22 protein-coding genes are annotated in these 23,693 nt (G+C 48.2%); 17 read left to right on the top strand and 5 right to left on the bottom strand.

The features are described from left to right. The first annotated feature begins 10 nt into the window (after window positions 1-10). The 17 genes from AC07NA_RS07145 (at window position 11) to AC07NA_RS07065 (ending at window position 19,227) form a co-directional block, all read left to right on the top strand. Window positions 11-226, top strand: coding sequence for a hypothetical protein (locus AC07NA_RS07145; protein WP_494896876.1), 216 nt, complete (start codon window positions 11-13; stop codon window positions 224-226). Window position 227: 1 nt separating this feature from the next. Then, the gene (locus tag AC07NA_RS07140; RefSeq protein WP_494896874.1) at window positions 228-5,687 is read left to right on the top strand and encodes a helicase-like domain-containing protein; all 5,460 of its coding nucleotides are present in this window, start codon (window positions 228-230) and stop codon (window positions 5,685-5,687) included. 53 nt (window positions 5,688-5,740) lie between these two features. Beyond that, the gene (locus AC07NA_RS07135; RefSeq protein WP_494896872.1) at window positions 5,741-7,750 is read left to right on the top strand and encodes a type IV secretion system DNA-binding domain-containing protein; all 2,010 of its coding nucleotides are present in this window, start codon (window positions 5,741-5,743) and stop codon (window positions 7,748-7,750) included. Next, window positions 7,747-8,160 carry a hypothetical protein gene (locus AC07NA_RS07130; protein ID WP_494896870.1) on the top strand — a complete coding sequence of 138 codons (414 nt, stop codon included), beginning with the start codon at window positions 7,747-7,749 and terminating at the stop codon, window positions 8,158-8,160. Before AC07NA_RS07135 ends, AC07NA_RS07130 begins: the two co-directional genes overlap by 4 nt. Before the next feature lie 64 nt (window positions 8,161-8,224). Then, the gene (locus AC07NA_RS07125; protein WP_494896868.1) at window positions 8,225-8,632 is read left to right on the top strand and encodes a hypothetical protein; all 408 of its coding nucleotides are present in this window, start codon (window positions 8,225-8,227) and stop codon (window positions 8,630-8,632) included. A 19-nt stretch (window positions 8,633-8,651) separates the two neighbouring features. After that, window positions 8,652-9,059, top strand: a complete 408-nt coding sequence (locus AC07NA_RS07120; RefSeq protein WP_494896867.1) for a hypothetical protein — start codon at window positions 8,652-8,654, stop codon at window positions 9,057-9,059. Further along, on the top strand, window positions 9,056-9,481 hold the full coding sequence (locus tag AC07NA_RS07115; RefSeq protein ID WP_494896866.1) for a M23 family metallopeptidase: 426 nt from the start codon (window positions 9,056-9,058) through the stop codon (window positions 9,479-9,481). Before AC07NA_RS07120 ends, AC07NA_RS07115 begins: the two co-directional genes overlap by 4 nt. Continuing rightward, the gene (locus AC07NA_RS07110) at window positions 9,474-10,637 is read left to right on the top strand and encodes an ArdC family protein (RefSeq protein WP_494896864.1); all 1,164 of its coding nucleotides are present in this window, start codon (window positions 9,474-9,476) and stop codon (window positions 10,635-10,637) included. Before AC07NA_RS07115 ends, AC07NA_RS07110 begins: the two co-directional genes overlap by 8 nt. A gap of 1 nt (window position 10,638) precedes the next feature. Then, window positions 10,639-11,418, top strand: a complete 780-nt coding sequence (locus AC07NA_RS07105) for a DUF4099 domain-containing protein (protein ID WP_494896863.1) — start codon at window positions 10,639-10,641, stop codon at window positions 11,416-11,418. Continuing rightward, window positions 11,418-12,017: a hypothetical protein gene (locus AC07NA_RS07100; RefSeq protein WP_494896862.1), complete on the top strand. Its 600-nt coding sequence runs from the start codon at window positions 11,418-11,420 to the stop codon at window positions 12,015-12,017. The genes AC07NA_RS07105 and AC07NA_RS07100 overlap by 1 nt, the downstream gene beginning before the upstream one ends. Before the next feature lie 82 nt (window positions 12,018-12,099). Beyond that, window positions 12,100-12,327, top strand: coding sequence for a hypothetical protein (locus tag AC07NA_RS07095; RefSeq protein ID WP_494896861.1), 228 nt, complete (start codon window positions 12,100-12,102; stop codon window positions 12,325-12,327). 89 nt (window positions 12,328-12,416) lie between these two features. Continuing rightward, window positions 12,417-12,692, top strand: a complete 276-nt coding sequence (locus AC07NA_RS07090; protein ID WP_494896860.1) for a helix-turn-helix domain-containing protein — start codon at window positions 12,417-12,419, stop codon at window positions 12,690-12,692. 748 nt (window positions 12,693-13,440) lie between these two features. Further along, window positions 13,441-13,788, top strand: coding sequence for a hypothetical protein (locus AC07NA_RS07085; protein ID WP_494896858.1), 348 nt, complete (start codon window positions 13,441-13,443; stop codon window positions 13,786-13,788). Window positions 13,789-14,005: 217 nt separating this feature from the next. Next, window positions 14,006-16,459, top strand: coding sequence for a TonB-dependent receptor (locus tag AC07NA_RS07080; RefSeq protein WP_494896856.1), 2,454 nt, complete (start codon window positions 14,006-14,008; stop codon window positions 16,457-16,459). Between the two features lie 13 nt (window positions 16,460-16,472). Then, window positions 16,473-17,402, top strand: a complete 930-nt coding sequence (locus AC07NA_RS07075) for a DUF4625 domain-containing protein (protein ID WP_494896854.1) — start codon at window positions 16,473-16,475, stop codon at window positions 17,400-17,402. An 18-nt stretch (window positions 17,403-17,420) separates the two neighbouring features. Further along, window positions 17,421-17,897, top strand: coding sequence for a DUF4625 domain-containing protein (locus AC07NA_RS07070; protein WP_494896852.1), 477 nt, complete (start codon window positions 17,421-17,423; stop codon window positions 17,895-17,897). A gap of 88 nt (window positions 17,898-17,985) precedes the next feature. Beyond that, window positions 17,986-19,227 carry a hypothetical protein gene (locus tag AC07NA_RS07065; protein WP_494896850.1) on the top strand — a complete coding sequence of 414 codons (1,242 nt, stop codon included), beginning with the start codon at window positions 17,986-17,988 and terminating at the stop codon, window positions 19,225-19,227. Window positions 19,228-19,568: 341 nt separating this feature from the next. Here AC07NA_RS07065 and AC07NA_RS07060 read toward each other — a convergent pair whose 3' ends face one another. From AC07NA_RS07060 to AC07NA_RS07040, 5 genes are all read right to left on the bottom strand, one after another. Then, window positions 19,569-19,805: a hypothetical protein gene (locus tag AC07NA_RS07060; RefSeq protein ID WP_494896848.1), complete on the bottom strand. Its 237-nt coding sequence runs from the start codon at window positions 19,803-19,805 to the stop codon at window positions 19,569-19,571. A gap of 50 nt (window positions 19,806-19,855) precedes the next feature. Then, window positions 19,856-20,308: a hypothetical protein gene (locus AC07NA_RS07055; protein WP_494896846.1), complete on the bottom strand. Its 453-nt coding sequence runs from the start codon at window positions 20,306-20,308 to the stop codon at window positions 19,856-19,858. A 78-nt stretch (window positions 20,309-20,386) separates the two neighbouring features. Then, window positions 20,387-20,584: a hypothetical protein gene (locus AC07NA_RS07050; RefSeq protein ID WP_494896844.1), complete on the bottom strand. Its 198-nt coding sequence runs from the start codon at window positions 20,582-20,584 to the stop codon at window positions 20,387-20,389. 662 nt (window positions 20,585-21,246) lie between these two features. Continuing rightward, on the bottom strand, window positions 21,247-22,269 hold the full coding sequence (locus AC07NA_RS07045) for a cytochrome d ubiquinol oxidase subunit II (protein WP_345209915.1): 1,023 nt from the start codon (window positions 22,267-22,269) through the stop codon (window positions 21,247-21,249). A 9-nt stretch (window positions 22,270-22,278) separates the two neighbouring features. Further along, window positions 22,279-23,601: a cytochrome ubiquinol oxidase subunit I gene (locus AC07NA_RS07040; RefSeq protein WP_494896842.1), complete on the bottom strand. Its 1,323-nt coding sequence runs from the start codon at window positions 23,599-23,601 to the stop codon at window positions 22,279-22,281. Window positions 23,602-23,693: the final 92 nt, after the last annotated feature.

The raw sequence follows: 23,693 nt of genomic DNA, 5'->3' as shown, positions 1-23,693 counted from the left end.
CCCACCGTTTATGACTGATTCCTTAGCCTACGATTATATCAAACTGGTACTCGAGGAAGAATTCCTGTCCGCCTATCTGCGGTTCAGCAACAACGGCATCTTACACTACGAGCTTACCAATATCATTGAAGTCTGCGCCCCGCTCATGCGTGGCCTCGACGAAGACGACAGGTTCCTGAAATACGAAGTGATCGGAACCATATCAGCCTACCTGGAGGAGGTTTAACATGGCATTTAATCCTGTAACGACAATGGCAGCCAACCTCGCGGCCATTCGCATCGCCCTGGACTTTAAGGGGCAATCCCTGACGGATAACGAGCTTTCTGCCTTGCGCAATTATGCCGGCTTCGGTGGCCTGAAGGTCGTCCTTTTCCCGCCCGGCGATATCGGGACCTGGCAAAAACTTAATGCTTCGCAGGCAGATCTCAAACTGCACCCTCAGGTCATGGAACTGCACGCGCTGCTGAAAGACAAGCTTTCCGCGAAAGGCTATAAGACGGCTGTAGATGCCCTGAAGAGCAGTACGCAGACAGCTTATTATACCCCATCCTACCTGCCTGAAGCGATATACGGCGCCATGCGTGACAGCCACATTCTGCCGCGCCGGATCTACGAAACCAGCGCGGGCGCCGGTGTTTTCCTGGAAGAAGCTTTTAAAGCCTTCGATACGCTGGAGCAAGTGAACGCCGTTGAAAAGGATATCATCACCGGGAAGATCCTTTCCGCGATCAGTTCCTCCTTTCCTGTTCCGGCGACGATCCAGGTGAAGGCCCTTGAAGAAACGGCTGCGGCCGAAAAGGGCCAATCGGACCTAGTGATCAGCAATATCCCTTTCGGCAATGTGACCGTTTATGACCCGGCATACCTGAAAAGCGGGATCGCCGCCAAGCTGCATACGTATTTCTTTGCCAAGGGCCTTGACAAACTCAAGGACGGCGGGATCCTTGCCTACCTGGTCACGGATGCTTTTCTGAATAACCCGTCCAACGGTAACGCGCGAAAATATCTTTTCACCTCGGCCGACCTGCTGACCGTGGCGGTCATGCCGGCCAACCTGATGAAGGACAATGCTAATGTCGAAGTGGGCATGCACCTCATCATCGTACAGAAGAACGATACGAAAGAGGCGCTCTCACCCGCGGAAGAAATGCTGCTGGAAACCGTGGAGGGTGAAAACGCGTTTGGTAAATACTACCAGAATGCCTGGCTGGCCGACAAAAATGAGCTCGTATACGCGGATGAGGTCATCGAGGGCACCAATGCCCGTGGAAAGGCCGCAAGACTGGCCTGGCAGAACGGCGACATGCAGGAGCTGATGCCCATGCTTCGTGAACAACTGGCAGCCGGATTCAGCAACCTCAACCGGGAGAAATGGGCTGCCATTTCCTTTGATAATGAAGCAACCAGGCTCCGGCAATTCACCTTTCTTCCCGTACCGGATCAGCGTGGAGGTCAGCAAAGTGCCGGTGCCGGCCAACTGGGTTTGTTCGACGCCCCGGCACGGGGCGAAACAGGGAATAAAGCGCTGGCTTACCTTACCGATGCAGACAAATTGCTCGTCAGGGAACATTCGGCCAAAGTGATCAGCACGATTCACACAACCACCAAACCCGGGCATGACAGTATCGTCATGATAACGGCGCAGGCAAAGACCAATAACCGCTATCTCTATAAGCTCTACAGCAACCTTTCGGAGATCGCCTTTTCAAATAAGTGGCTCACCGGAGTTTTGCTCGGCCAGGAACTTGACCGGCTGGCCCTGCGGCTTAAACATTTCGCTTACGACTACCGTTACGATGGTGACAGCACCTTCGAACCGGCTTTCAAACTGGCGCCGGACGGCCCGAAGCCATTTACCGGGCTGAAACACTACTACGTAAAGGACACGCTGGTCTTTCACAATGATCTGGTGGGAAGGATCGCAGAACCTAAAAACGGTGAAGCAGCATTCGAACCCTTCGACGTGCAGCCGGAACCTGTTTTTTACCGGCGCTATATCGCCCTGCGGGATGCCTTTCTCGATCTCGTAAGCGCGGAAGAAGAACACCAGGTTGCCTTCCCGGTCATGCGACAGGCCCTGAATGATCAATATGATACTTTTACCGGCGCTTATGGTGAACTGAACAAAAGCAGCAATGCCAACCGGCTGTTCGATGATGCGGCATTTGGCTTCAGGATTTTATCATCCCTGGAAACTCGCCAGGAAAACGCCTTCGTCCGCGCGGACATTTTCTACGGCCCTGTAATTCAGCAAAAAGAATCGCTCAAAACGGATGATCCCGCGGAGGCCCTTGGCCGCTGCCTGAACGACCTCGGCAGGGTCGACCTGCCAACCATTGGCGCGGTCACCGGCTTAACGGAAGAGGAGATCATCGTGCAGCTGGAAAAACAGATACTCTTTAACCCGGCATCCGGCGACTGGGAAACCACCGATAATTTTTTATCGGGAAACGTGGTGAAAAAATTAGACCTCACCTTAGCCGCGGCAAAAAAGGAACCGGAGAACCTGCAGATCGCCCGGAGCCTGGCGGCCATTCAGCGGGTACAACCGGAGAAGATCCCCTTTGAACTGCTTGACTTTAACCTCGGGGAACGCTGGGTGCCGGTAGATTACTACCAGCGCTTCGCGACCGACCTGTTCAAACTGGATACAAAGGTTAGTTATTTCAATTCCATCGACACCTATGACGTCAGCTATGTCAAACAGGGGAACACCGTCACCAACGAAGAATATTCGGTAATACCAAGAGAAAGCCACAAGGTTACAGGCCGGGTGTTGATGGAGTACGCGCTGTTGAACACCACGCCGCACTTCACCTACCCGGTGGAAATCGGTGGCAAGCTAACACGGGTGCCCGATACCGAAGCGATACAGAACGCGCACCGTAAGATCGATCAGATCCGTGCGCGCTACCTTATGTGGCTGCTGGAACTGCCCAACGAAGACAAGCAATATCTCGAAAAGCGATACAACGATACCTACAATTGCTACCGTCTCCGGGAGTACGACGGCAGTCACCTCACCTTTCCCGGGCTCGATTTCAAGGCCTTAAAAATTGAGGACCTTTATGTCTCCCAGCGGAACGCGGCCTGGCGCCTGATCCAGAACAATGGCGGCCTGATCGATCACGAGGTCGGTTTGGGCAAAACGCTCACCATGATCGTGGCCGCCATGGAAATGAAACGACTCGGCATCGTGCATAAGCCGATGATCCTGGCTTTAAAAGCCAATGTTCAACAGATCGCGAATACCTTCCGGCTGGCCTACCCCAAAGCGAGGATACTGGCCCCGGGACAGAACGATTTTGAACCGGCAAAGCGAAATCGGATATTTAATGAGATCAGGAATAACAACTGGGACTGCGTGATCCTCACCCATGACCAGTTCGGGCGGATACCGCAGTCCCCGGAGATCCAGCGCCGGATCCTCGAAACTGAACTGGACAACACCGAGATGGACCTGTTCAGCATCCAGCATTCGGGGGATGAAGTGACACGCGCCAAATTAAAGGGGCTGGAGATCCGCAAGCAAAATCTCGATGCAAAACTGAAGGCGGTCATCGAGGCTATCGATCAGCGCAGGGACACTGGCATTAACTTCAGTCAACTGAACATCGACCACTTATTTATCGATGAATCGCATAAGTTTAAGAACCTGACCGTCACGACCCGGCATAACCGCGTTGCGGGGCTCGGAAACATGGCCGGGAGTCAGAAAGCGCTGAACATGCTTTTCGCGATCAGGACGTTGCAGGAACGCAGAGGCGAGGACCTTTGTGCCACGTTCCTGTCCGGAACACCCATTTCCAACAGCCTCACGGAAATGTACCTGATCTTTAAATACCTCCGCCCGGCGGAAATGGAAAGACAAAGCATTGCGAACTTCGATGCCTGGGCGGCGGTTTACGCAAGAAAAACCGTAGACTTGGAGTTCACCATCACCAACCAGATCAAGGCGAAAGAACGCTTCCGGCATTTTATCAAGGTCCCTGAACTCGCGCTTTTCTATAACCAGATCACCGATTACAAAACGGCGAAACACATCAACCTGGATAAACCGGAGATCGAGGAAATCCTGGTCAACCTGAAGCCGACGCCTGATCAGCAGGATTTTATCCGCAGGCTGATGCAGTTTGCCAAAAACGGTGACGCGACCCTGCTCGGGCGGCGGCCGCTGACCAATGACGAGGATAAAGGGCGTATGCTCATCGCCACCAACTACGCTAAAAAAATGGCGGTGGATATGCGGCTGGTCGACCCGGAAAAATACGGGGATAACCCCGGTAACAAAGTGAACGCCTGCGCCCGAAACGTAGCGGAGATCTACCGGGAAAGCACCCCGCACAAAGGAACCCAGATCATCTTCAGCGATATCGGTACACCAAAACCCGGTGAGTTCAATGTGTACGACGCGCTGAAGGACAAACTCACAGAAGACTTTGGCATCCCCGCCGCCGAGATCGCCTTTATCCATGACTGGGCCACCGATAAACAACGCATGGAGTTGTTTAAAAAGATGAATGCAGAGGAGATCCGGATCCTCATCGGCAGTACGGAAAAAGCAGGTACAGGGTTAAACGTCCAGGAACGGATACGTGCCCTGCATCACCTGGACATTCCCTGGAAACCATCGGAACTGGAACAGCGGGACGGGCGCGGCGCCCGGCAGGGTAACTGGCTGGCCAAACTATTTTATGGCAACAAAGTGTTGAACTTTATCTACGCCGTGGAGCAATCACTGGATAACTACAAGTTCAATCTCCTGAAAAACAAACAGGTATTCATCAGCCAGATGAAGAACAATGAACTGGCGGTACGCACCCTGGACGAAGGCGCCATCGACGAACAAAGCGGGATGAACTTCTCCGAGTATATCGCCATCCTCTCCGGGGATACCTCCCTGCTGGAAAAAACGAGGATCGAGAAAAAGGTCGCCGAACTGGAGGGGTATAAATCCGCCCACTACAAGGAAGTTGCCAGGAACCGCTACCTGCTGGAGGATCTCGAAAAACGCAGCGCCGGTACCGAAACGACACTATCCATGGTACAAAAGGATGTCAGCACCTACCGGAATGGCTTGAAATACGATGCGGAAGGCACAAAGATCAATGCGCTCAAATTACCTGATATACCTTCCGCTGACCCGCTCGTGATCGGTCAGCACCTGATTGACCTGTATAAAAACTGGGTACCGCCCAATAACGCCGCGTCAGAGATGCGGCTGGGTGAACTGTATGACTTCGACCTTTTCATCCGGCGAAAGGTGCAGATCGGCGGCGGTGTGTTTTCAAAAGACATCGACGTGGTTACTTCGCTGTATGCGCAAAGCCGTGAAACAGGTATCAAGTATATGCAGAATGGCGGTGCCCCCAACATCGACAACCCGAAGGTCGCAGCCAGGTACTTCTTAAATTCCATCGACCGCGTAGGCGCGATGGAAGAAAGGTACACCAGGGAACTGGATGATTACCGTACCCGGATCCCGGAGGTCATGGAACTCACCAAACGGGTTTTCGACCAGGAGGACGAACTGGTCATCTTAAAATCCCAGCTGGAAACGCTGGAGCAGGAGATCAGTGCCAAGATCGCCGAAAGAGAAAAACAGGACCGGGAACAGGAAGAGATCCCCGCCCCCGAGCAGGATGATTTTGTCCAAAACAACAACTTACGCACCCTGAAGCGCTGAATTACCGCATAGCCGGTATCCCCTATTTCCCACCATCCCTTATTCTATACTTTATGGAAGAAACCCGTGAACAGCAAAAGCTGCATGGCTTCCTGCAATGTGCGATCTATGTATCGATTTTACTGGAAGCTGCTATTTTTATCTACCGTGATGCCCCTTTCTGGGGCATTTTTGTTTCACCACTGTCGCGGCTGGCGCAACTGCCCATCTACAATCAGCTCATCTACAGTAAGCTCGCCACCTTCGGCCTCATCTGCCTCGTCAGTATCGGTACGCTGGCAAAAAAGAAAACAGACCTCGACCCGAAAAAACACATCGTCTACCCGCTGTGTATCGGTCTGTTCCTCTTTTTCGGGAGCCTGCTCTACCGGGGACGGGCCTCCCCGCCTGTTTTTCCCTTCACTACCTGGTTCGACCTGTTTTATATGGTTTGCTCCCTCGTCGGGGCGCTGATGATCAGCCTGTCCATGGACAATATCTCCAAGATCATTAAAAGTGGCCTGGGTAAAGACAAGTGGAACCACGAGGCCGAAAGCTTTATGCAGCCGGTAAAAAAGCTAGAAACACCTTATTCGGTGAATATCCCTATGCTGTTCTACGCCGATAAAAAGGTGCGCAAAGGCTGGATCAATATCTGCAATGTGTTCAGGGGCACCATGGTGATCGGGACACCCGGCTCCGGTAAAAGTTTTTCCATTGTTACCCCCTTTATCCGGCAGCTGATCGCCAAGGAATTCGCGGTTTGCCTGTATGACTTCAAGTTCCCCGACCTCGGGCAGATCGCCTATTACCATTACCTGCTGGCCAAAAAGGCAGGCAAGTTGAAAGGCTTTGCCTTTCATGTCATCAACCTGAACGATGTCGAGCGCAGCCGTCGCATCAACCCCTGGAAAGCAGAATACATCCGAACCCTCGCCGATGCATCCGAAACGGCAGAGGCATTGGTCGAGGCGCTCAAAAAAGGGGATAAATCAGGGGGCAGCGACCAGTTCTTTACCCAGTCGGCCATCAACTTCCTCGCGGCCTGCGTCTATTTTATGAGCCGCTATGCCGACGGAAAGTTCTCCAGCCTGCCCCATGTGCTGGCGCTGCTGAACCGCAGCTACGAGGAGATATTCAACGCGCTGATGACCGAACCGGAACTCAAGCCGCTCCTGTCGCCCTTTATGACAGCCTTCAACGCGAAAGCGTTTGACCAGCTGGAAGGACAGATCGGTACCCTGAAGATCTTTATCAGCCGCATGGCCACCAAAGAAACTTTTTGGGTGTTCTCGGGCGATGATTTCAACCTGAAGATCTCCGCTAAGGAAAACCCGTCCATACTGGTGCTGGCGAACGATCCCAATACGCAGAACATCAATTCTGCCTGCTATTCGATTATCATCAATCGCCTGACCAGGCTGATCAACTCTAAGGGGAACCGACCATCGGCACTCATCGTGGACGAGGTACCCACCCTGTTTATCCATAAAGTGGAAAACCTGATCGCTACCGCGCGCAGCAATAAGGTAGCCGTACTTATGGGCCTGCAGGAATTACCGCAGTTCAGCCAGCAGTACGGCAAGGATACCTCGGCGACCATTACCGCCGTGATCGGCAATGTGCTTTCCGGCTCCGTCAGGAACAAGGAAACGCTCGAATGGCTGGAACGCCTGTTCGGCAAATCCAAGCAACTCGGCGAGGGGCTTTCCATCGACCGAAACAAAACCTCCACCTCACTCAACGAAAAACTGGAGCCGCTGATCCCTGCCGGGAAGATCGCCTCCCTGAACGCGGGTGAACTGGTCGGCGTGATCGCCGCCGACGCGCAGGAAACCTACACCGGGGAGTTTTCCACCTCGGCAGTGCATTGCCGGGTAAACCTCGACATGAAAGCCATTACACAAGAGGAAATGGCCTACACCTCGCTCCCCGTTTATTACAACTTCGAAGGTAGAAAAGACGAAAAACTGCGGTCCAACTTCAACCGCATCAACATGGAGATCCAGGAGATCGTCCGGCAATACACGTCCGCTAAACCGACCGAAATGCCCAAGGGCACCATGAAAGGAAATAACAAATGAATGAACACTTAAAAATGGAGGGCCGCACCGTTATGGTGCACCCGGAACTGTACGATGATCCGGCAGAAAAAACCGGTATGACCGGCACGATCCGTTCCGTCGACATTTCGGGGAACGACTTTTTCGTGGACTTCCCCGATGGCAAATTAGGCAGGTACGGCGCCGATGCGCTGCTGGTACTCAAGAAACCTGAAGATATCCACCAGGTGCTTGAAAATGATAAAGGCACATTGACACTTGCTGAACGAAAAGACCTGTTCAATATCACGCTCTTCCAGAACTACGGTTTTCCCGAGCAGGTAAAAACCGCCCTGGAAATGGCCAGAAACCGGCCGGTAGTGAGGGAACTCGGGCTGATATCCCTTGAAGACAGCCTGGGCATGAACCAGTCACGCGCACGCGGCCGCTGATCTTCATTTCAACTAAGAAAGTCCAACATAACTCACGGTACTATTCCGAACAAAACCTGAAAATATGATGAATGAACAAGACACCTTAGGCTTAATGGTCATGGTTAGCCCGGTCCTTTGGTATTCCGAATCAGTGGGCAAGGTGGGGCTGATCGAGGCGACCGATCTGGCTGAAAACGAAGTGTGGGTAAGGTTGGAAGACGGCGACCTTCTTTCATTCAGCCCCCAAATATTATTTATGCTGAGAACACCTGCCGAATTAAATGAGCTGGCGGAAAACAGGAAGGGTTATTTATGGCCACCCGTACCCCGGGAGCTGAAAATGATCGCCGGCTTACAGCAAGACGGATCCGCCCAATCGATCAGGGAAGCCTTTGAACGCCTGCGGGATGACCCTGAACTCCATCGCTGGGCGACCATTCGGCTGAATGAAGTCCTGGATGTCACGCCAAAGCGAAGAATAGGCAGGTAACAATTAACAACATAAATTTATGGAAAATACAACCTTAGCAGGCACGCTTGCGCTTGTACACCCGGAAATTCGAACCGACCCTGCCGCCATGCAAGGGCAGGTCGGCATCATCACTTACGCAGACAACCGGTCAGATGACGTATACCTCCGCTTTGAAAACGGCCAGGAGAGCCGGTACGCATCGGACGCCGTGCTGATCCTCAAGAATAAGGCTGATCTGCTCAACGACCTGAAAAACAACACGCATATCCAGGTTGCGGATTTCAAGGACCTCTATAAGGTAGGCATGCTGCAGGACCGGGGCAGACCGGCCGATGTCATACAGGCATTGCAGATAGCCGCCAACAACCCGAATATCCGTGACAATGCCTTGCTGGCTGTTTCTGCGGTAATCGGAACCAGCCAGGAAAGGTCCGTTGCGCGATGAGGCAGCTCATTTGCTGCCTGTTGTTCTGCCTGCCACTCAAAAACCTGCACCTCAATTCCGGCTTCGGCTATCGCGTTCACCCGCTCACGGGCAAGTATGCCTGTCACCTGGGGATTGACCTGAAGGCCAGAAGGGATACCGTGTATTCCATCCTCGACGGGCAGGTAGCGGCTATATGTTACAACCCGCAGCTTGGCATATTTATAAAAACGGCCCACGGCCCCGTGACCATTACCTATGGCCATCTTAACGTCCCTTTGGTCTTTCGGGGAGACAGCATATCGCGGGGGACCCCGATCGGCATCACCGGCCAAAGCGGGAAAGTCACGGGTGAACATCTGCACCTGGGCATAATGGTCAACCATCAACCGGTTGACCCTGTCAATTTCTTGTATCAATTAATCCATACATATCATGAGTAAAAATTTCAAACCATTACACGAGGTGGTCGCCAATAAGCTGATCGCCGAACTCGAAGCAGGAACCTCGCCATTCCAGAAACCCTGGACGGACAAAGACGGTCCGGCATTTACGGTCCCCTTCAACCCCACCACCGGGAAAAACTATATGGGAATGAACGCCCTTTGGCTGGCCATGCAAAATTTTGACGACCCACGTTGGATGACGATGAGTCAGGCCAATAAGGAAGGTTACTCCGTTGAAAAGGGCGCAAAAGCCAGCATCATCAGCTTCGTAAAAACATCCGATATGCAGGCCATTCGCGACGTGGACGGCAACAAGATCAAAGATGCCGATGGAAAGACCATGACCCGAGTAACCGAACTGGAAAAGCCGGTGGTGACCACCGCTTTCGTCTTCAACGCCAAACAGATCAAAGGTATTCCCCCGCTGGCCGAATACTTGAAAGAAACACAAAGCGAGCAGCAGTGGGCGCCTTTGGAAAGGGCTGAAGCCCTGCTGACCGCAAGCCAGGCGGTCATCAATCATGGTGGCAACGAAGCTTATTACAGTAAAACAAAAGACCAGATACAGCTGCCAGCCCGGGACCAGTTCGAAAATGAAACAAAATACTATGCCGTGGCCCTGCACGAACTGGGGCACTGGAGCGGACACGAAAGCCGGCTGAACAGGCCAATGGAAGGGCGGTTCGGCTCGGAACAATATGCCCGTGAAGAACTTCGCGCGGAGATAGCGTCCCTTATGCTGGGGAGTGAGCTGGAAATCGGGCATAACTTTGGCCAGCATGCAGCTTACGTTCATAACTGGGTTAAAATCCTGAAAGAGGAGCCGTTTGAACTGTTCCGCGCAGCAGCAGATGCACAAAAAATACATGACTTTATCCTGGACTTCGATCCGAAACGGGAGATCAGGCAGGAAGCGGCCCCGGTTGTTAACCTCGAAAAAGGCGACGAAATCGCCTATAACAATAATGTATACAAGGTCATCGATCAGAAAGGTAAAACTTTCAAGATGGAGGATGCTGAAGGTGCAAAGTTCAACCTGAAACCAACCGACGGCCTGTATAATTCCCTTGTCGAAGCTAAAAAGAACCCCGCTGCGCAGGAACTCATCACACAGGGGCAGGAAGAAACCGAATCACGAAACATAGGCAGATAAGATGCAGCTCACCACATTTAAAGAAAAGGATCTTCCGTACAAGGAACTGGAGACCATAGGCCTGGCAGCGGGCGAAAAATTGCTGCTGAACATCGACGACCTGAAAAACCTGTTGTCGGGACGCAGGACCGGGCTCATGCAGCTGCAGAACCTGGAAGCGGAAAACATCAAGATCAAATCAATGGATGCCAAGCTCTCGCTATTTCATAATCCGGCAGGCGGCACCGAACTGCGCATTCACCCGATCTACCGTAAACCGCAGCGGCCGGATTACATCGACGAACAGGAAGCCGACCAGCTCATCAAGGGTAGCACCGGGTACCTGCAAAAGATCACAAGGGATGATAAAGGGAACACGAAGGAATTACTGGTCGAATATGACGCGGAAACACATGAGTTCATCATCAGTGATACCGATAAGATCCTGGCACCGGATATGGTTAACGGCGAGTTCCTGACCCCCGCTCAGAAAGAGGACTACCGGAAAGGAAAAGAAGTGGAACTGCCAGATAAAACGGTATTCCAGTACGCGGCGGCCGAACCACAGGGTATCCGCTCCAATAAACTGGCCATCATTGCTTCTATTGTGGTCGACGGCGGCATGTCCTACCTGATGTACGAAGGACTGAACGCATTGTTCAATAAAAAACGTGACCTCAAAATGGCGGAGCAACTCAGCCCCGGCTACCACAATGCCGTTAAAGATGCCGAAGCCCAACGTAATGTCCTTATTCCCGACCAGGTGACTCGTGGCTATACCCGAAGCGGGGCGACACGCTGATGGCGGACCTGCTGACCAGGCTGGGTGTCCCCATGGACATCCGGTCCTGGATTAATATCGAAGATACGCTGTTTTCCTTCGGCGACGACCATGAACATTTCGGCGAAACCTTTCACCGCGTGCCGACCACTAAAAACATCTGGACAGCCGGTAACCACCAAAGCCCGGAGGTGATCATCACTTGCTCGGCGATGGAGGCAGTAGCCTACCTGTCACTCAACAGTTATCTGTACAGCAAGCCGTATAATCTCTTTTTTATTGCTATTGGTAATCTTCCCCACACCTGGCAGCTGGAATGGATCCGTCTGCGCTTTAAAAAAAGAAAATTTACCCTGGTTTTCGGCAATGATCTTTTAGGACGGCTTTTTGACTTGTTTGTTGCGAGCGCCATTCGCAATAAGGCTATCCGGATGAGTTACGACGGGACCCAGATAAAGGTAATTTATTGCGGCGCAGCGTATTTCTTTGATATGACATCCATATCCCTTGCCGTTGCCGAAAGAACCATGGGCATCAGGACCCGGATCCGGACCCGAAAACCGGCCACAGCGTTTAATTTTCTCGAACAGTTAAAGGCCACCTGGCCTTGTCAGGGCTAGAAATGTGCAGAAATAATGTATAAATTTTGTATGCCAGCACTTGGAGAATACTAACAGAATTAGTATATTTAACTATTGAATCATGAAAACTTTAATCCACTTTTTTATCACCTGTTTCCTCTCCACCGGAGCCTTATTTGGTGCGCTCAGTGCGCCAAATCCTTTTCCGCTTTTTGGCGTCGCTTTCGGAGTGTGGGGGTTCTTTTTTTGGCGCTGGAATGTTCGCTTGAAACGGGATGCTAAAAAAAGATACCACGAACGTATGTTTGAAGAATACATGCGTGAAAGAAGCCGTCATGTTCGTTTCTGATTAACATTTTTAGTGCTATCTATTGCCTGCTAATTGCACGGCTTTAATCCCTCCTACCCACCGGATTTCTCCGGCCTAAAAAATCCCTTATGAATATCGATATAATCACTAAAGACGACTTGCAGGCATTACGTCTGCAACTCATCGATGATATTAAAAGCCTGCTTGATACAGACAAAAACTTCGGAAAACAGGAATGGCTGAAAACAGCTGATGTAAAAAAATTACTGAACGTGTCCTATGCTACGCTGCAGACACTACGTATAAACGGACAATTGCCATTCACAAAAATCGGTGGAACAATTTATTATAATGCCAATGAACTAAAAAAAATATTGCATAAAAAAAAACATGAAGTACTGTAAGTTATTGGTAAACCAATGCGAAAAACTATCCAATGATCCTCGAATTAACGCCTACCATCTGCTCATTTTTATAGCCCTTTTTCAATGTTTTGTTTCGCAGGACGGCAGTAATCCATTTAAAATCACACGCAAAAATGTAATGAAATTGAGTCGGATTAAGTCCTTCATTACATATCATAAATACCTCTCTGAACTCGAAAATTTTGGGTATATCATATATCAACCCACCTATGATTCCTACAAGGGGAGTAAAATTTCATTCACGGAATGATCATTTAAATCGATAGAGCAAATGAAAAATTAGCGGCAGCAGTGAAAATTAGTGATGTCGCAAACACCAATTCGATAGTTGACCATGAACTATGCACCCATGGCCGTTTAAGTATAAATGTTATTCTTTGCCAATTGATAAGTTCGAGCAGAAATGCCCTGGATCAGAAAGATCGTTGTGTTATTTTCTGAGATCGAACGACTCAAACGTTCCAGATCAGTATCAACGTTTTTGCGTAAAAAGCGAACAGGTAGCCGCCGCCTATTAAATGAATAAATGGCCCGATAGCCCTCATGGTGTTTTTTCAAGGATAAATAGGGTTATCAACACCCGGTCAAATATAGTTAAGCATTCATTAAATGACCTTTCCTTCCCTTTTTTGAATAAGCTACTCTCTTTTTTAGAGGGAAGTAAGGCCCTCAGGTTTTCAGATAACACTTGACATCCTAAATTTAAAATCACACCTTTGTTGCGCCTATGAGGATATTTACCAGCAAAACATCAAAAAAAGCAGCGAAGTTACTTTCGTTGACGCTGGTATGTGTTTTTGCCTGGGCAACTGTTGTACAGGTTCTTCACAAACATAATTTTGCTTCCCTAAAATCAGCCGACGACGATACCGAATATGTTTACTCATCAGAGAAGTGCGATGTTTGTGATTATGTGATTCATAAACAGGCGCATTACGCGCAGCTGGCATACGCCCCGGTAATAATTGCGCCGGTAACTAAACCGGTAACTTTGCTGAGCAGGTCTTATGCCGGCATTTATAAATTTACCCTACAGGGCTTTACCAATAAAGGCCCCCCTGCCGCTTCCTGCTAAGCGGAAACCGTTTTTTTACTGCCTGAAATATTTAATAAGTGCCTAATTGCGCACCTGTGTTATCAAGTTTATTGATACACCTGTATTCAGTTTAGTTTACTCCCATCCGCTGCCATCCCTTTGCCCCCGCCTTTGCCGGGGATAATCCATTTATTTTATCGCTGAACTGACATTCAGTTAAAACGCCCTACGGGCATGTATTCTCATGTTTATTCCAATGCGTTTCCGGTTTCAACACCGGTTAAAACGGCTGCGTGTATGCTTGCAGCCATTGACTTTTACATTCCTGTTTTTTACACTCGTTGCAACATCGCAACAAGCCGCTGCACAACAATACCCGATCACGGTACAGGTGGTTACGGAAAATGGCAGCCCTCTTACGGGGGCCGAAGTACTGTTACACCTCATTGGCAAAACCGGCATTACCGATTCACTGGGCAAAGCAACTTTTAACGTAACTAAACCGGGCACTTACCAACTTACTGCTTCGCACATAGGTTATGCCCCGCTTTCCCTTCCGCTTAAGTTAAGTGACGATGGCGGACAAATACGCTTTGTAATGCGCCAAAAAACTTTCGACCTGAAAGAGGTTACGGTGCAAGATAATCGCGTGCGGCATCGTAAAGAGAGTGAATCACTTACCGTAGAAGTAGTTAGTCGCGATTTTATACAGCGTAATCTCGGCGGGAGTTTAATGGCTACCTTATCAAGATTGCCCGGCATTAAAACCATAGGCATTGGTTCGGGCCAATCCAAGCCACTCATCAGGGGGCTGGGTTTCAACCGTGTGGTGGTGGTTGATAAGGGCGTTAAGCATGAAGGGCAGCAATGGGGTGCCGACCATGGTCTGGAGATCGACCAGTTCGCGGCCGGTGAAGTGGAACTGATCAAAGGAGCGGCATCATTCATATATGGATCTGATGCCATAGGTGGCGTTATTGATGTGAAACCAGCAGCTGTTCCCGCGCCTAATACCATAGGAGGCGCGGTTGATCTTATTGGAAAAACCAATAATAACCTGTACGGCACCTCGGCAAATCTGTTCGGCAGGGCGCAACACTGGTTTTTTGATTCGCGCTTTACCTATCAAAATTACGGCGACTTCCGCGTACCCACCGACAGGGTATATGTTTACGATTACGCTGTGGGTCTTCACAAAAACCGACTGCGCAACACCGCGGGCATGGAAACCGGTGCTCACCTGAATACCGGCTATGTGGATAAGCGTTTTCGCAGCATTTTTTATATCAGCAACACATTTAGCAAAAGCGGTTTTTTTGCCAACGCCCATGGGCTGGAACCTCGCCGGGTGAATACCGAAGAGCATGATGCCTCCTCACGCGATGTGCTAATACCAAGCCAGCAGGTGAATCACTTTAAGGTGATCAACCGTACTGAATATCAGTTTGAAGGGCACCGCTTGGAAGCAGAATTGGGTTTTCAGCACAACTTCAGGCAGGAGTATAGCCAATATGTTAATCATGGCTATATGCCACCCGTTTATCCGGACACGATGCGGATACCATCAAATTTAGAGCGGGAGTTTACCAAGCAAGTTTTTTCGCTTAACCTGCGTGACCATATCGCGATGGGCAAACACCTCATCACAACCGGGCTGAATGCTGAATTGCAAGACAATGCCATATCGGGATGGAGTTTTTTGGTACCGGCGTATAAACAGCATTCGGCAGGTTTGTTTATATACGATAAATACCGGTTGAACGACCGGGTATTGCTGCATGGAGCTGTGCGATATGACCATAGCAATATCAATATTCGGGGCTATCGTGATTGGTTCGAGACACAAACCGGCACCGAAGGCGTTACCGTTTCTGAGAAGCTATCGCGGGCGGATAACCTGAGCCGTAATTTTAACAGCCTCGTTTGGTCGGCGGGGATTAATTACGATGCAGGAAACAGTTTTAGTTTAAAAGCCAACGTTGGCAAAAGTTTCCGTATGCCTATCGCCAAAGAGCTGGCGGCTAACGGCGTAAATTATCACTATTTCAGTTATGAACGTGGCGACCCCGATCTGTCTCCCGAACAGTCGTACCAGTTTGATCTTAGCCTTGGCTGGAATACCGGAAAATGGTTGGTACAGGTGAGCCCTTTCTATAACTATTTCCCTAACTATATCTACCTCAACCCTACCGCCGATCACGATTATTTTTATGGAGCCGGTAACCAGGTATTCCGCTATGCCCAAAGCCGGGTGATGCGTTATGGCGGCGAGGTGCAGCTCAAATACCAGTTACGGAACAACCTCAGTGCCGAGGTACTCACCGAATACCTTTACGCCCGTCAGCTATCGGGCCAAAAAGAAGGTTATACCCTGCCCTTCTCACCTCCGGCATCAGCATTATTCAATATCACCTGGTCGCCTAAAACGGGCAATAAATTACCAAACACCTATTTCTCTATCGATTACCGCTTAACAGCCGCACAAAACAACATTGTACCACCCGAAAAGAAAACACCGGGTTACCGGGTGGTGAATTTACAGGCCGGTACCAAGGTGCATGTATACAAGCAACCGGTAATAATAAGCTTGCAGGCGCAGAACGTGTTCAATACCCGCTACCTCAATCATACCAGTTTTTACCGCTTGATTGAATTGCCCGAGGCCGGGCGGAATATAGTGCTATCCATCAAACTACCATTCAGTATTTAATTAATAAACATTTATGAAAACAACAAAAACCATCGCAGCCTTTCTATTCATCGCTGCAGCTTTTACCGCCTGTAAAAAGGAGAATGAACAAACGCCTGAACCGGCGCAAACAACGGTGACCAATATTGAGGTTGGCCTGAACAATAACGAGATAGGTGTGATCGGTAAAGATTTCCACCTGAATGCCGAGGTATTGGCGGCTACCAAAATTGAGAAGGTGCAGATTAAAATTGTGCCTAAAAGCGGCGAAAGCTACGCCAAACCCTGGCAGTTCGAATTAACCTGGGACAGTTATAAAGATGCCAAGAACGCCACCGTACACAAACATTTTAATATTCCTGATGATGCTGTAGAGGGCAAATATGATTTCCTGATCATTGTACACGATCAAAACGGTACTGTTCTGGAGATAAAAAAAGGGATCACTATCTATCTCGCTTCTAATGTTCCGGTAAATCCGAACGCCGATATATTCAACATTTTTGCCAACGGCGCACGCTTTTACCGCAACGGAAAATTTATTACCGAAGGCGCAACACTCAAGAAAGATGACCTGATCAACGCGCAGGTAACCATTACCGATGTGAAAGGCGACGGTAAGATGTATCTGTTGCTGATCAATAAAAAATTAAATCACCGCCCGGAATCGATGGAGAATATTGACTTCAGCAAGGTGATCGTGTATGACGTTTTGGAACACAAAGGCTGGGCCGAGTCCGGTTCGTTCTCCAACGCTACCGTTGATTTGGCAACCAACACCCCTATCCGTACCTGGCCCGATCTTACTATTGGCGCTACCGCTGATAACAACTCCCCAAAAGCAGCCATTAGCGGCGTAAAAGCCTGGGAATCGGGCACCTATTACTTTGGGGTGGTATACAAAAACACCACTTATAACATCGGTTATTATCAATACATAGAGATACCGGTAGTATTCAATTAATCATTTAAAACAACAAATATGATGAATAAACCACTGATACGTTTTTGCCTGGCACTTACCTGTTTAATAAGCGCCTGCAAAAAAGATGCACAAAAGCAACCCGATACCGAATACCCGACAATAGATGTAACAACCGGGCAGGCCTTCCCCAAACAGTGCGGCACTGTAAAACGTGGGGAGAGCTTCACCTTTCGCGCCGGCCTGAGCGATAATGCCGAACTGGGTTCGGTGAGTATTGATGTACACCACAATTTCGACCATCACTCGCACAGCACCGAGGTGGCCAGCTGTAATATGGACGCGGTAAAAACTCCCGTGAAGCCTTTCCTGCTCATTAAAAGTTACCCGGTACCGGCAGGTTTGAAGAACTACGAAGTACAACAGGAGGTTGCAGTACCCGCAGACATTGATCCGGGCGATTACCATTTCCTGATTCGTGTAACCGATAAGGAAGGCTGGCAAACCATTAAAGGCATCAGCATTAAGATCAATTAATAAGCATTACTGCATATAAAGAACTATTTCGAAATAATGGTGCCGACGGGCATCGCACAGCGAACAATTAACAATAAAACAAATGACAATGAAAAAGAATTATCTGAAAAAACTGAGTTTGGTACTGGGCATTAGCGTAGCTTTTGCCGCTTGTAAAAAAGACCAAACTGAAACACCCGGGCCTGTTAATCCCGAAGACAATAAGGAATTTAAGTTTGTAAGGATACTTACCAGCGATGAAACAAGCGCTAAAGTGAGCCTTATAGATCCGTTTGAGGCTAAAGTGACCCAGTTTGATGCCAAGTATCCGCTGGCCAATCTTTACGGAACAGCTTCGGGCCGTTATGCGGCGGTGATCTATCAAAGCCAAAACCTTACTGAGGTTTTTGACAGTGGCTTAACATCGCACGGCGATCATGTAGATGTGGCCGGACAACCAGCATGGGCCGCTATTACAGCCACAGGCACCAAGCCCACCCACTTTAAAAGTAAAGACAATGAATCTTTGATCTTCAACGACGGCGACGGCACCCTAAGCTCGGGCCTTGAGGCAAACTTTCTTACAGCGGGTGCAAAGTTTACTACCATTAATGCAGGCTTGCTGCCTCATCATGGCGCTATGGCTCAATTTGCAAATGGCAATTATGCGGTAACCGTTGCGGCTTCAAGCGGTGCTTCACCTACCCGTGTACAAATCATTAACAAGGGAGGCACCGTAGTACACGCTTCTACTCTGGAGATAGGTAATATTCATGGCAATGCCACCGATGGCGACGTGGCAGTATTTGGTGGGTTCACTTCATCGGCAGCTACGGCGGGCGGCGTATTGGTGGTTAGCGCCTCCGGTGAACAAAAGCTGATACCCAACCCGGAAGGCTTTGGCGCTTTCCGTTTGGCAAGCATTTATTATGCAGAGTCGGCTAAAAAGTTTATTGGCTATGTGGCTACTAAAGGTGCCTATCTCATTGATATTGCCGGTAATAAAATAACAACGATATATGCCGGAACCGATGCATTTCAATGCAAGGTAGATTATGCCGGTAAAAACCTGCTCATATTAACCCTGGACGGGAAGTTGCGTATTTACGACCTCAGCACCGGCGCGTTGAAAAAAGAAGGAACGGCTATTAACACGGTAACCGCTACCGACACTTACAAACCCGTACTGGAAGCTACTGCAAAATATGCCTACATCGCTATACCATCAGCCGGTGAATTATATCAGATCAGACTGAACGATTTTAGCCAGGTTATTAAGCATAAAGTTACCGCCAAACCGGTAAGGCTGGCCCTGTTTGGTTTCGAAACCAGCGAAGGTCATAACGACTAACCTTGTATCTGCACAAGCGCCCGCTAAGGCGGCAACGCTAATATTTACGAGATCACCGTAGGTGGCGGCGCAGACGATTTTAAAGTAGGCGCGAAACTGGATGGTGCCAATGTCTACGCTCCATCGCTGAATATCCTTTAATAAAAACCAGCAATTAGAACAAGCAGATGTCCTTTCACACACTTAGTGGAATGTGAGGCATCTGCTTGTTTATCTCCACTGAACGATGACTTTATTATTAAACTTCATTATACAGGCAGCCTAATTTTGCATCTTATACAGCACCGCTGCTAGGGCAATATTTGTGAAACGCGGACTTTTCCTTTACCATCAATAAAAATTCACCATACCTTCGAAAAGTGGCCCAAGTGATGCACTTGGTCCGGATGAATACAGATGATCGATCCGGCTTCAAGCCAGTAGTCCTGAAAATCGATCTTCATTTCGGTGCGGCGTTCATCCTGGAACAAAAACAGGTGGTAGTCATCCCGGAGTGCGTCCTGCAGTTCATCAAAAACCCAGGTATCCGTAAATACTGTCCGGACGATGACTATGCCGTCACAGGAATTACCTGTCATGGTATGAACGGGAATGGGCATCCGCTATTGGTGTATTAAAACCAAATGTATCAATATTCTGGCTGAACACGGTGCGTTACCGGTATTAGCACATCCGAACGCACGCTATCACCGGCCGTGCCCGTTTCCAGCAGCTTACTGATCTCTGTGGCCGAAAGCTCACAGAACAGACATTCCTGGAACAACTGGCTGCGCCTTGGCGGCTGCGTGGCGAAAAACCATTCGATCAGGTCATGCCGGGTAATGCCATTGGGCCATGCGCCAAAATCATGGTTCTCCAGGAAATGCAGAAAGGCATACCGCATCGCGATCATGCTCGAAGGACTCAGTTCATCGTTGAGTTTCCGGAAGAAAAGCATCTTACCATTGACCAGCGTTTGACCGAAACCCTGCGTGCGAAGCCATAGGTAAATATTGGCTTGTTGTGCTGGCGAACTTAACGCAGCGGGCTTTCCTTTTTTTCGCAGGGTAACAAAATCTTCAACGGTGTAGTTCGTATACATAGATGGCTAAAATAGCGTCTGAATGCTTAAAATGGCCTTTTTGTTGATAAATCTGGCCTTGTGGAAAAGATCAATCTACTATTGATAGGCTACATCTACTGTTGACAGGAAGGGGTAGTAAAGATAATAACGATAGGAAAACTGGATATTGGTCAGCTTTTTACCAGTTATCGTGTAATCATAGTCCCAGCTCTGGTGGTCAACATTGTCTTTGGTGTAATATAGCTTCATGGCTTTAGGAAGGCGGCCTACTTGCGCCAGCAGTACAGGGTGCATATTGAACTCCAGCAAATAGGTAATTGCCCACGCGTCATATTATAAGTTTATAAAGCCCGGAAAATAAACAGCATCATTGGCACTGCAGATTTTCTAAACTCTCGTTTGATATAATTAATAAAATTTATACCTTTAACTCATTAATAAAGAAACACTTAACGAAAGAATTTCAAGCAGCATCAAATTCGGTGCACCGGGCTTTCATACAGATATAAAGAATTGAATATCAAGCCATTAGATGCAAGGTTCGATTCCCGCTCTGAGTACTTGAAAAAAAGCGATTAGGTGAAAGAAACTAATCGCTTTTTTATTAACGAAAAAATTATGGGCGAAATTGGATTAAGCTGAATTTGTCAACAGCATACGAAACTCTTATCCGTTTAATCCTATCGGAAATTTCTTTAGAATGTTTTGAATTTACCGATGTCCGTTCGTCAGAAAATAGGCAGTTAAAGATTTAATTCCGGTAGAAGAACCTTGCTCCATCCGGTTACTATAATCCCAGTTAGAGTCAAAAGGTTTCTTGTCTGAAACAGCCATACATAATTCCCCTATCCGGTGGTATATAGTTGTCCTCTGTATCAAAAGATACGGGTAGAAAGCTAAAACAAGCGGATATATCATCACAAAAGATTGTGAATGTTACTATGGATCTGTTAAGATCAGTGATCAGGATTGTAGGAACTATCCTTTCTTTTTTGAAAGCTATAAATGAGGTAAAAAAGCGCCGGCAAAATAAACACACTTCCAAGCAGCAGTGCCGTACCTAATGCTTCGATAGTTTTGTCATGACCACGAAGCTCAACCAGTGAAAGATGACCGGTTTTTAGAATCACAATATTGGGGTAATGATTTATGGTTACTGATAACAGGATCATCGCTATTTGAAATCCGGCAAGGAAACGTAAAATGATGGTTTTTCCTTGCATCATTAAATACCATAAAAGTATAAGTGAAATAGTAGCTGCTATAACAGCGGTTATTCCAATACTGTTACCAAATATCCAGGTGTAGACAGGAATATTACTCAGCCTGGCAGAAAGGAAGACCAAACCACCACATATCACCGCAGCAATGTTCATCGATACGGCCATTTTTCTAAACTGCTTTTGTTCTTCTTTTATTTTTGTTTCCCCGATCAGGTAAACTGCCGCCAAAAATCCGCAGATAGCTACCGTAAAAAGCCCTACTGAAAAACTAAACCAGCTAAACCAGCTAAAAATGTACGCGTTAAGGAAATCATGTGACGATAAATCAATTTGCCCGGAAACAGCGCTCCCGGCTACAATACCCAGGAACAGCGGCGTTATAAAACTGGAGATGGCAAATATCCGGTTATACACCATTTGCATATCATCTTTAATGGCATCATAATTACGGAAAGAGAACGCGGTGCCCCTGGCTACTATACCTAACAGCATTATGGTTAATGGGATATGAAGATAGATCGACATGGTTGAATAGATAACCGGAAACCCGACAAACAAGATAACAATGGCGATGATGAGCCACATATGATTTGCCTCCCAAATGGGCCCTATCGCCTTATAAAGCGTTTTACGGGTTTGTTGCCTGTCTTTTTTACCGGTGAAAAGTTCAATAATTCCGGCACCGAAATCAGCGCCACCCAACAGGAGATAAAGAAGTATAGATGTCCAGAGAAAACCAATAACTATATACAGCATAATTTTATATTATTGAACGCCCTCCTTAACATCATAAAGTATATTAACCATTTTAATTTGCCTGTAAAGCATAAACGTTACAACCACAGCCAGGGATACATATACTAAAGTGAAAATATAAAATGAATAAGCTATGCCGGGCATTGGTGTAACAGCGTCGGCGGTTCTCATCACCCCGTAAATGATCCAGGGTTGTCGCCCCACCTCTGTTACTGTCCAACCGGCTTCAACAGCCAAAAATCCCATGGGGGTAACGATAACAAATAGCTTAAGCAGCCACTCTTTTGTCAGCCATTCCTTTTTCTTCCAAAGCGCAAAAAAGTAAATCACCGCGGTAATCATCATTAAAACACCCAAGCCAATCATTATCTGGAATGCGAAATGCGTTATCGCGATCGGCGGATGTTCATTTTCCGGAATACTGTTCAAGCCTTTTACTTCGGCTTTAAAATCGCCGTGGGCCAGGAAACTCAAAACACCGGGGATTTTTATCGCGTAATTAACTTTCTTTTCTTTTTCATCAGGAATACCACCCAATATAAAGGGAGCGCCTTTTTCCGTTTCAAAATGCGCTTCCATGGCTGCCAGCTTAGCCGGCTGCCTTTTAGCAACATCTTTTGCAGATATATCACCGCTAAGCGGTTGCAATAATGCGGCTACACAAGCAAACAATGCAGCAATTTTAAATCCTTTTTGATGAAAAACAACATTATTCTTCCTGATGATCATTAATGCGTGTACACCGGCTACAGCAAAACCGGTGGCAGCAAATGCAGCGAGCGACATGTGCAATGCCTGCGAAAACCAGGCGTCATTAAACATGGCAGCTATAGGATCAATGTTTATATACTTTCCGTTTACGTAATCAAACCCTTTGGGGCTGTTCATCCAGGCATTTGCCGACACCACAAGGATGCCGGAAAGCAAACCGCTAACGCCAACAATAACGCCTGTAAACCAATGGAACCACCGGTTAAATCTGTCCCAGCCGTACAGGTAAAAACCCAACGCTATCGCTTCTATAAAAAACGCGGTTCCTTCAAGAGAAAAGGGCATTCCAAATATCGGCCCGGCATGCTTCATAAATTCCGGCCATAACAATCCAAGTTCAAATGACAGCACTGTTCCGGAAACAGCACCGGTCGCGAAAAATATCGCAACACCTTTGCTCCACGCTTTGGTAATATTTTTATAGTTCGGGTTACCGGTTCTAAGCCATATCAAATGGGATACGGCCATAAAAAATGGCATTACCATGCCGATACATGAAAAAACAATATGAAACCCCAGCGAAAGGGCCATTTGTGAACGGGCGGCTATAAAATCATCCATCTAATTAAACTATGCACAAAGTTGGTTAAAACATTGCATCTAATTTACCCCTACTTACCTTATTTTTCAACAAGGTAGTCCGTTAGCAATAA

This window comes from Mucilaginibacter sp. GW821-FHT07G05, from assembly GCF_059418565.1.
The sequence above is the reverse complement of the archived record's forward strand: the minus strand, read 5'-3'. Positions and strand labels throughout refer to the sequence as shown.

What these genes read in the sequence shown, in the direction of transcription:
- AC07NA_RS07040 (WP_494896842.1), bottom strand. Translation starts at nt 23,601, where the DNA reads ATGGATGATTTTATAGCCGCCCGTTCACAAATGGCCCTTTCGCTGGGG.
- AC07NA_RS07085 (WP_494896858.1), top strand. Translation starts at nt 13,441, where the DNA reads ATGAGGATATTTACCAGCAAAACATCAAAAAAAGCAGCGAAGTTACTT.
- AC07NA_RS07070 (WP_494896852.1), top strand. Translation starts at nt 17,421, where the DNA reads ATGATGAATAAACCACTGATACGTTTTTGCCTGGCACTTACCTGTTTA.
- AC07NA_RS07120 (WP_494896867.1), top strand. Translation starts at nt 8,652, where the DNA reads ATGGAAAATACAACCTTAGCAGGCACGCTTGCGCTTGTACACCCGGAA.
- AC07NA_RS07145 (WP_494896876.1), top strand. Translation starts at nt 11, where the DNA reads ATGACTGATTCCTTAGCCTACGATTATATCAAACTGGTACTCGAGGAA.
- AC07NA_RS07110 (WP_494896864.1), top strand. Translation starts at nt 9,474, where the DNA reads ATGAGTAAAAATTTCAAACCATTACACGAGGTGGTCGCCAATAAGCTG.
- AC07NA_RS07125 (WP_494896868.1), top strand. Translation starts at nt 8,225, where the DNA reads ATGATGAATGAACAAGACACCTTAGGCTTAATGGTCATGGTTAGCCCG.
- AC07NA_RS07090 (WP_494896860.1), top strand. Translation starts at nt 12,417, where the DNA reads ATGAATATCGATATAATCACTAAAGACGACTTGCAGGCATTACGTCTG.
- AC07NA_RS07060 (WP_494896848.1), bottom strand. Translation starts at nt 19,805, where the DNA reads ATGACAGGTAATTCCTGTGACGGCATAGTCATCGTCCGGACAGTATTT.
- AC07NA_RS07055 (WP_494896846.1), bottom strand. Translation starts at nt 20,308, where the DNA reads ATGTATACGAACTACACCGTTGAAGATTTTGTTACCCTGCGAAAAAAA.
- AC07NA_RS07130 (WP_494896870.1), top strand. Translation starts at nt 7,747, where the DNA reads ATGAATGAACACTTAAAAATGGAGGGCCGCACCGTTATGGTGCACCCG.
- AC07NA_RS07140 (WP_494896874.1), top strand. Translation starts at nt 228, where the DNA reads ATGGCATTTAATCCTGTAACGACAATGGCAGCCAACCTCGCGGCCATT.
- AC07NA_RS07100 (WP_494896862.1), top strand. Translation starts at nt 11,418, where the DNA reads ATGGCGGACCTGCTGACCAGGCTGGGTGTCCCCATGGACATCCGGTCC.
- AC07NA_RS07045 (WP_345209915.1), bottom strand. Translation starts at nt 22,269, where the DNA reads ATGCTGTATATAGTTATTGGTTTTCTCTGGACATCTATACTTCTTTAT.
- AC07NA_RS07095 (WP_494896861.1), top strand. Translation starts at nt 12,100, where the DNA reads ATGAAAACTTTAATCCACTTTTTTATCACCTGTTTCCTCTCCACCGGA.
- AC07NA_RS07135 (WP_494896872.1), top strand. Translation starts at nt 5,741, where the DNA reads ATGGAAGAAACCCGTGAACAGCAAAAGCTGCATGGCTTCCTGCAATGT.
- AC07NA_RS07050 (WP_494896844.1), bottom strand. Translation starts at nt 20,584, where the DNA reads ATGCACCCTGTACTGCTGGCGCAAGTAGGCCGCCTTCCTAAAGCCATG.
- AC07NA_RS07105 (WP_494896863.1), top strand. Translation starts at nt 10,639, where the DNA reads ATGCAGCTCACCACATTTAAAGAAAAGGATCTTCCGTACAAGGAACTG.
- AC07NA_RS07115 (WP_494896866.1), top strand. Translation starts at nt 9,056, where the DNA reads ATGAGGCAGCTCATTTGCTGCCTGTTGTTCTGCCTGCCACTCAAAAAC.
- AC07NA_RS07065 (WP_494896850.1), top strand. Translation starts at nt 17,986, where the DNA reads ATGAAAAAGAATTATCTGAAAAAACTGAGTTTGGTACTGGGCATTAGC.
- AC07NA_RS07080 (WP_494896856.1), top strand. Translation starts at nt 14,006, where the DNA reads ATGCGTTTCCGGTTTCAACACCGGTTAAAACGGCTGCGTGTATGCTTG.
- AC07NA_RS07075 (WP_494896854.1), top strand. Translation starts at nt 16,473, where the DNA reads ATGAAAACAACAAAAACCATCGCAGCCTTTCTATTCATCGCTGCAGCT.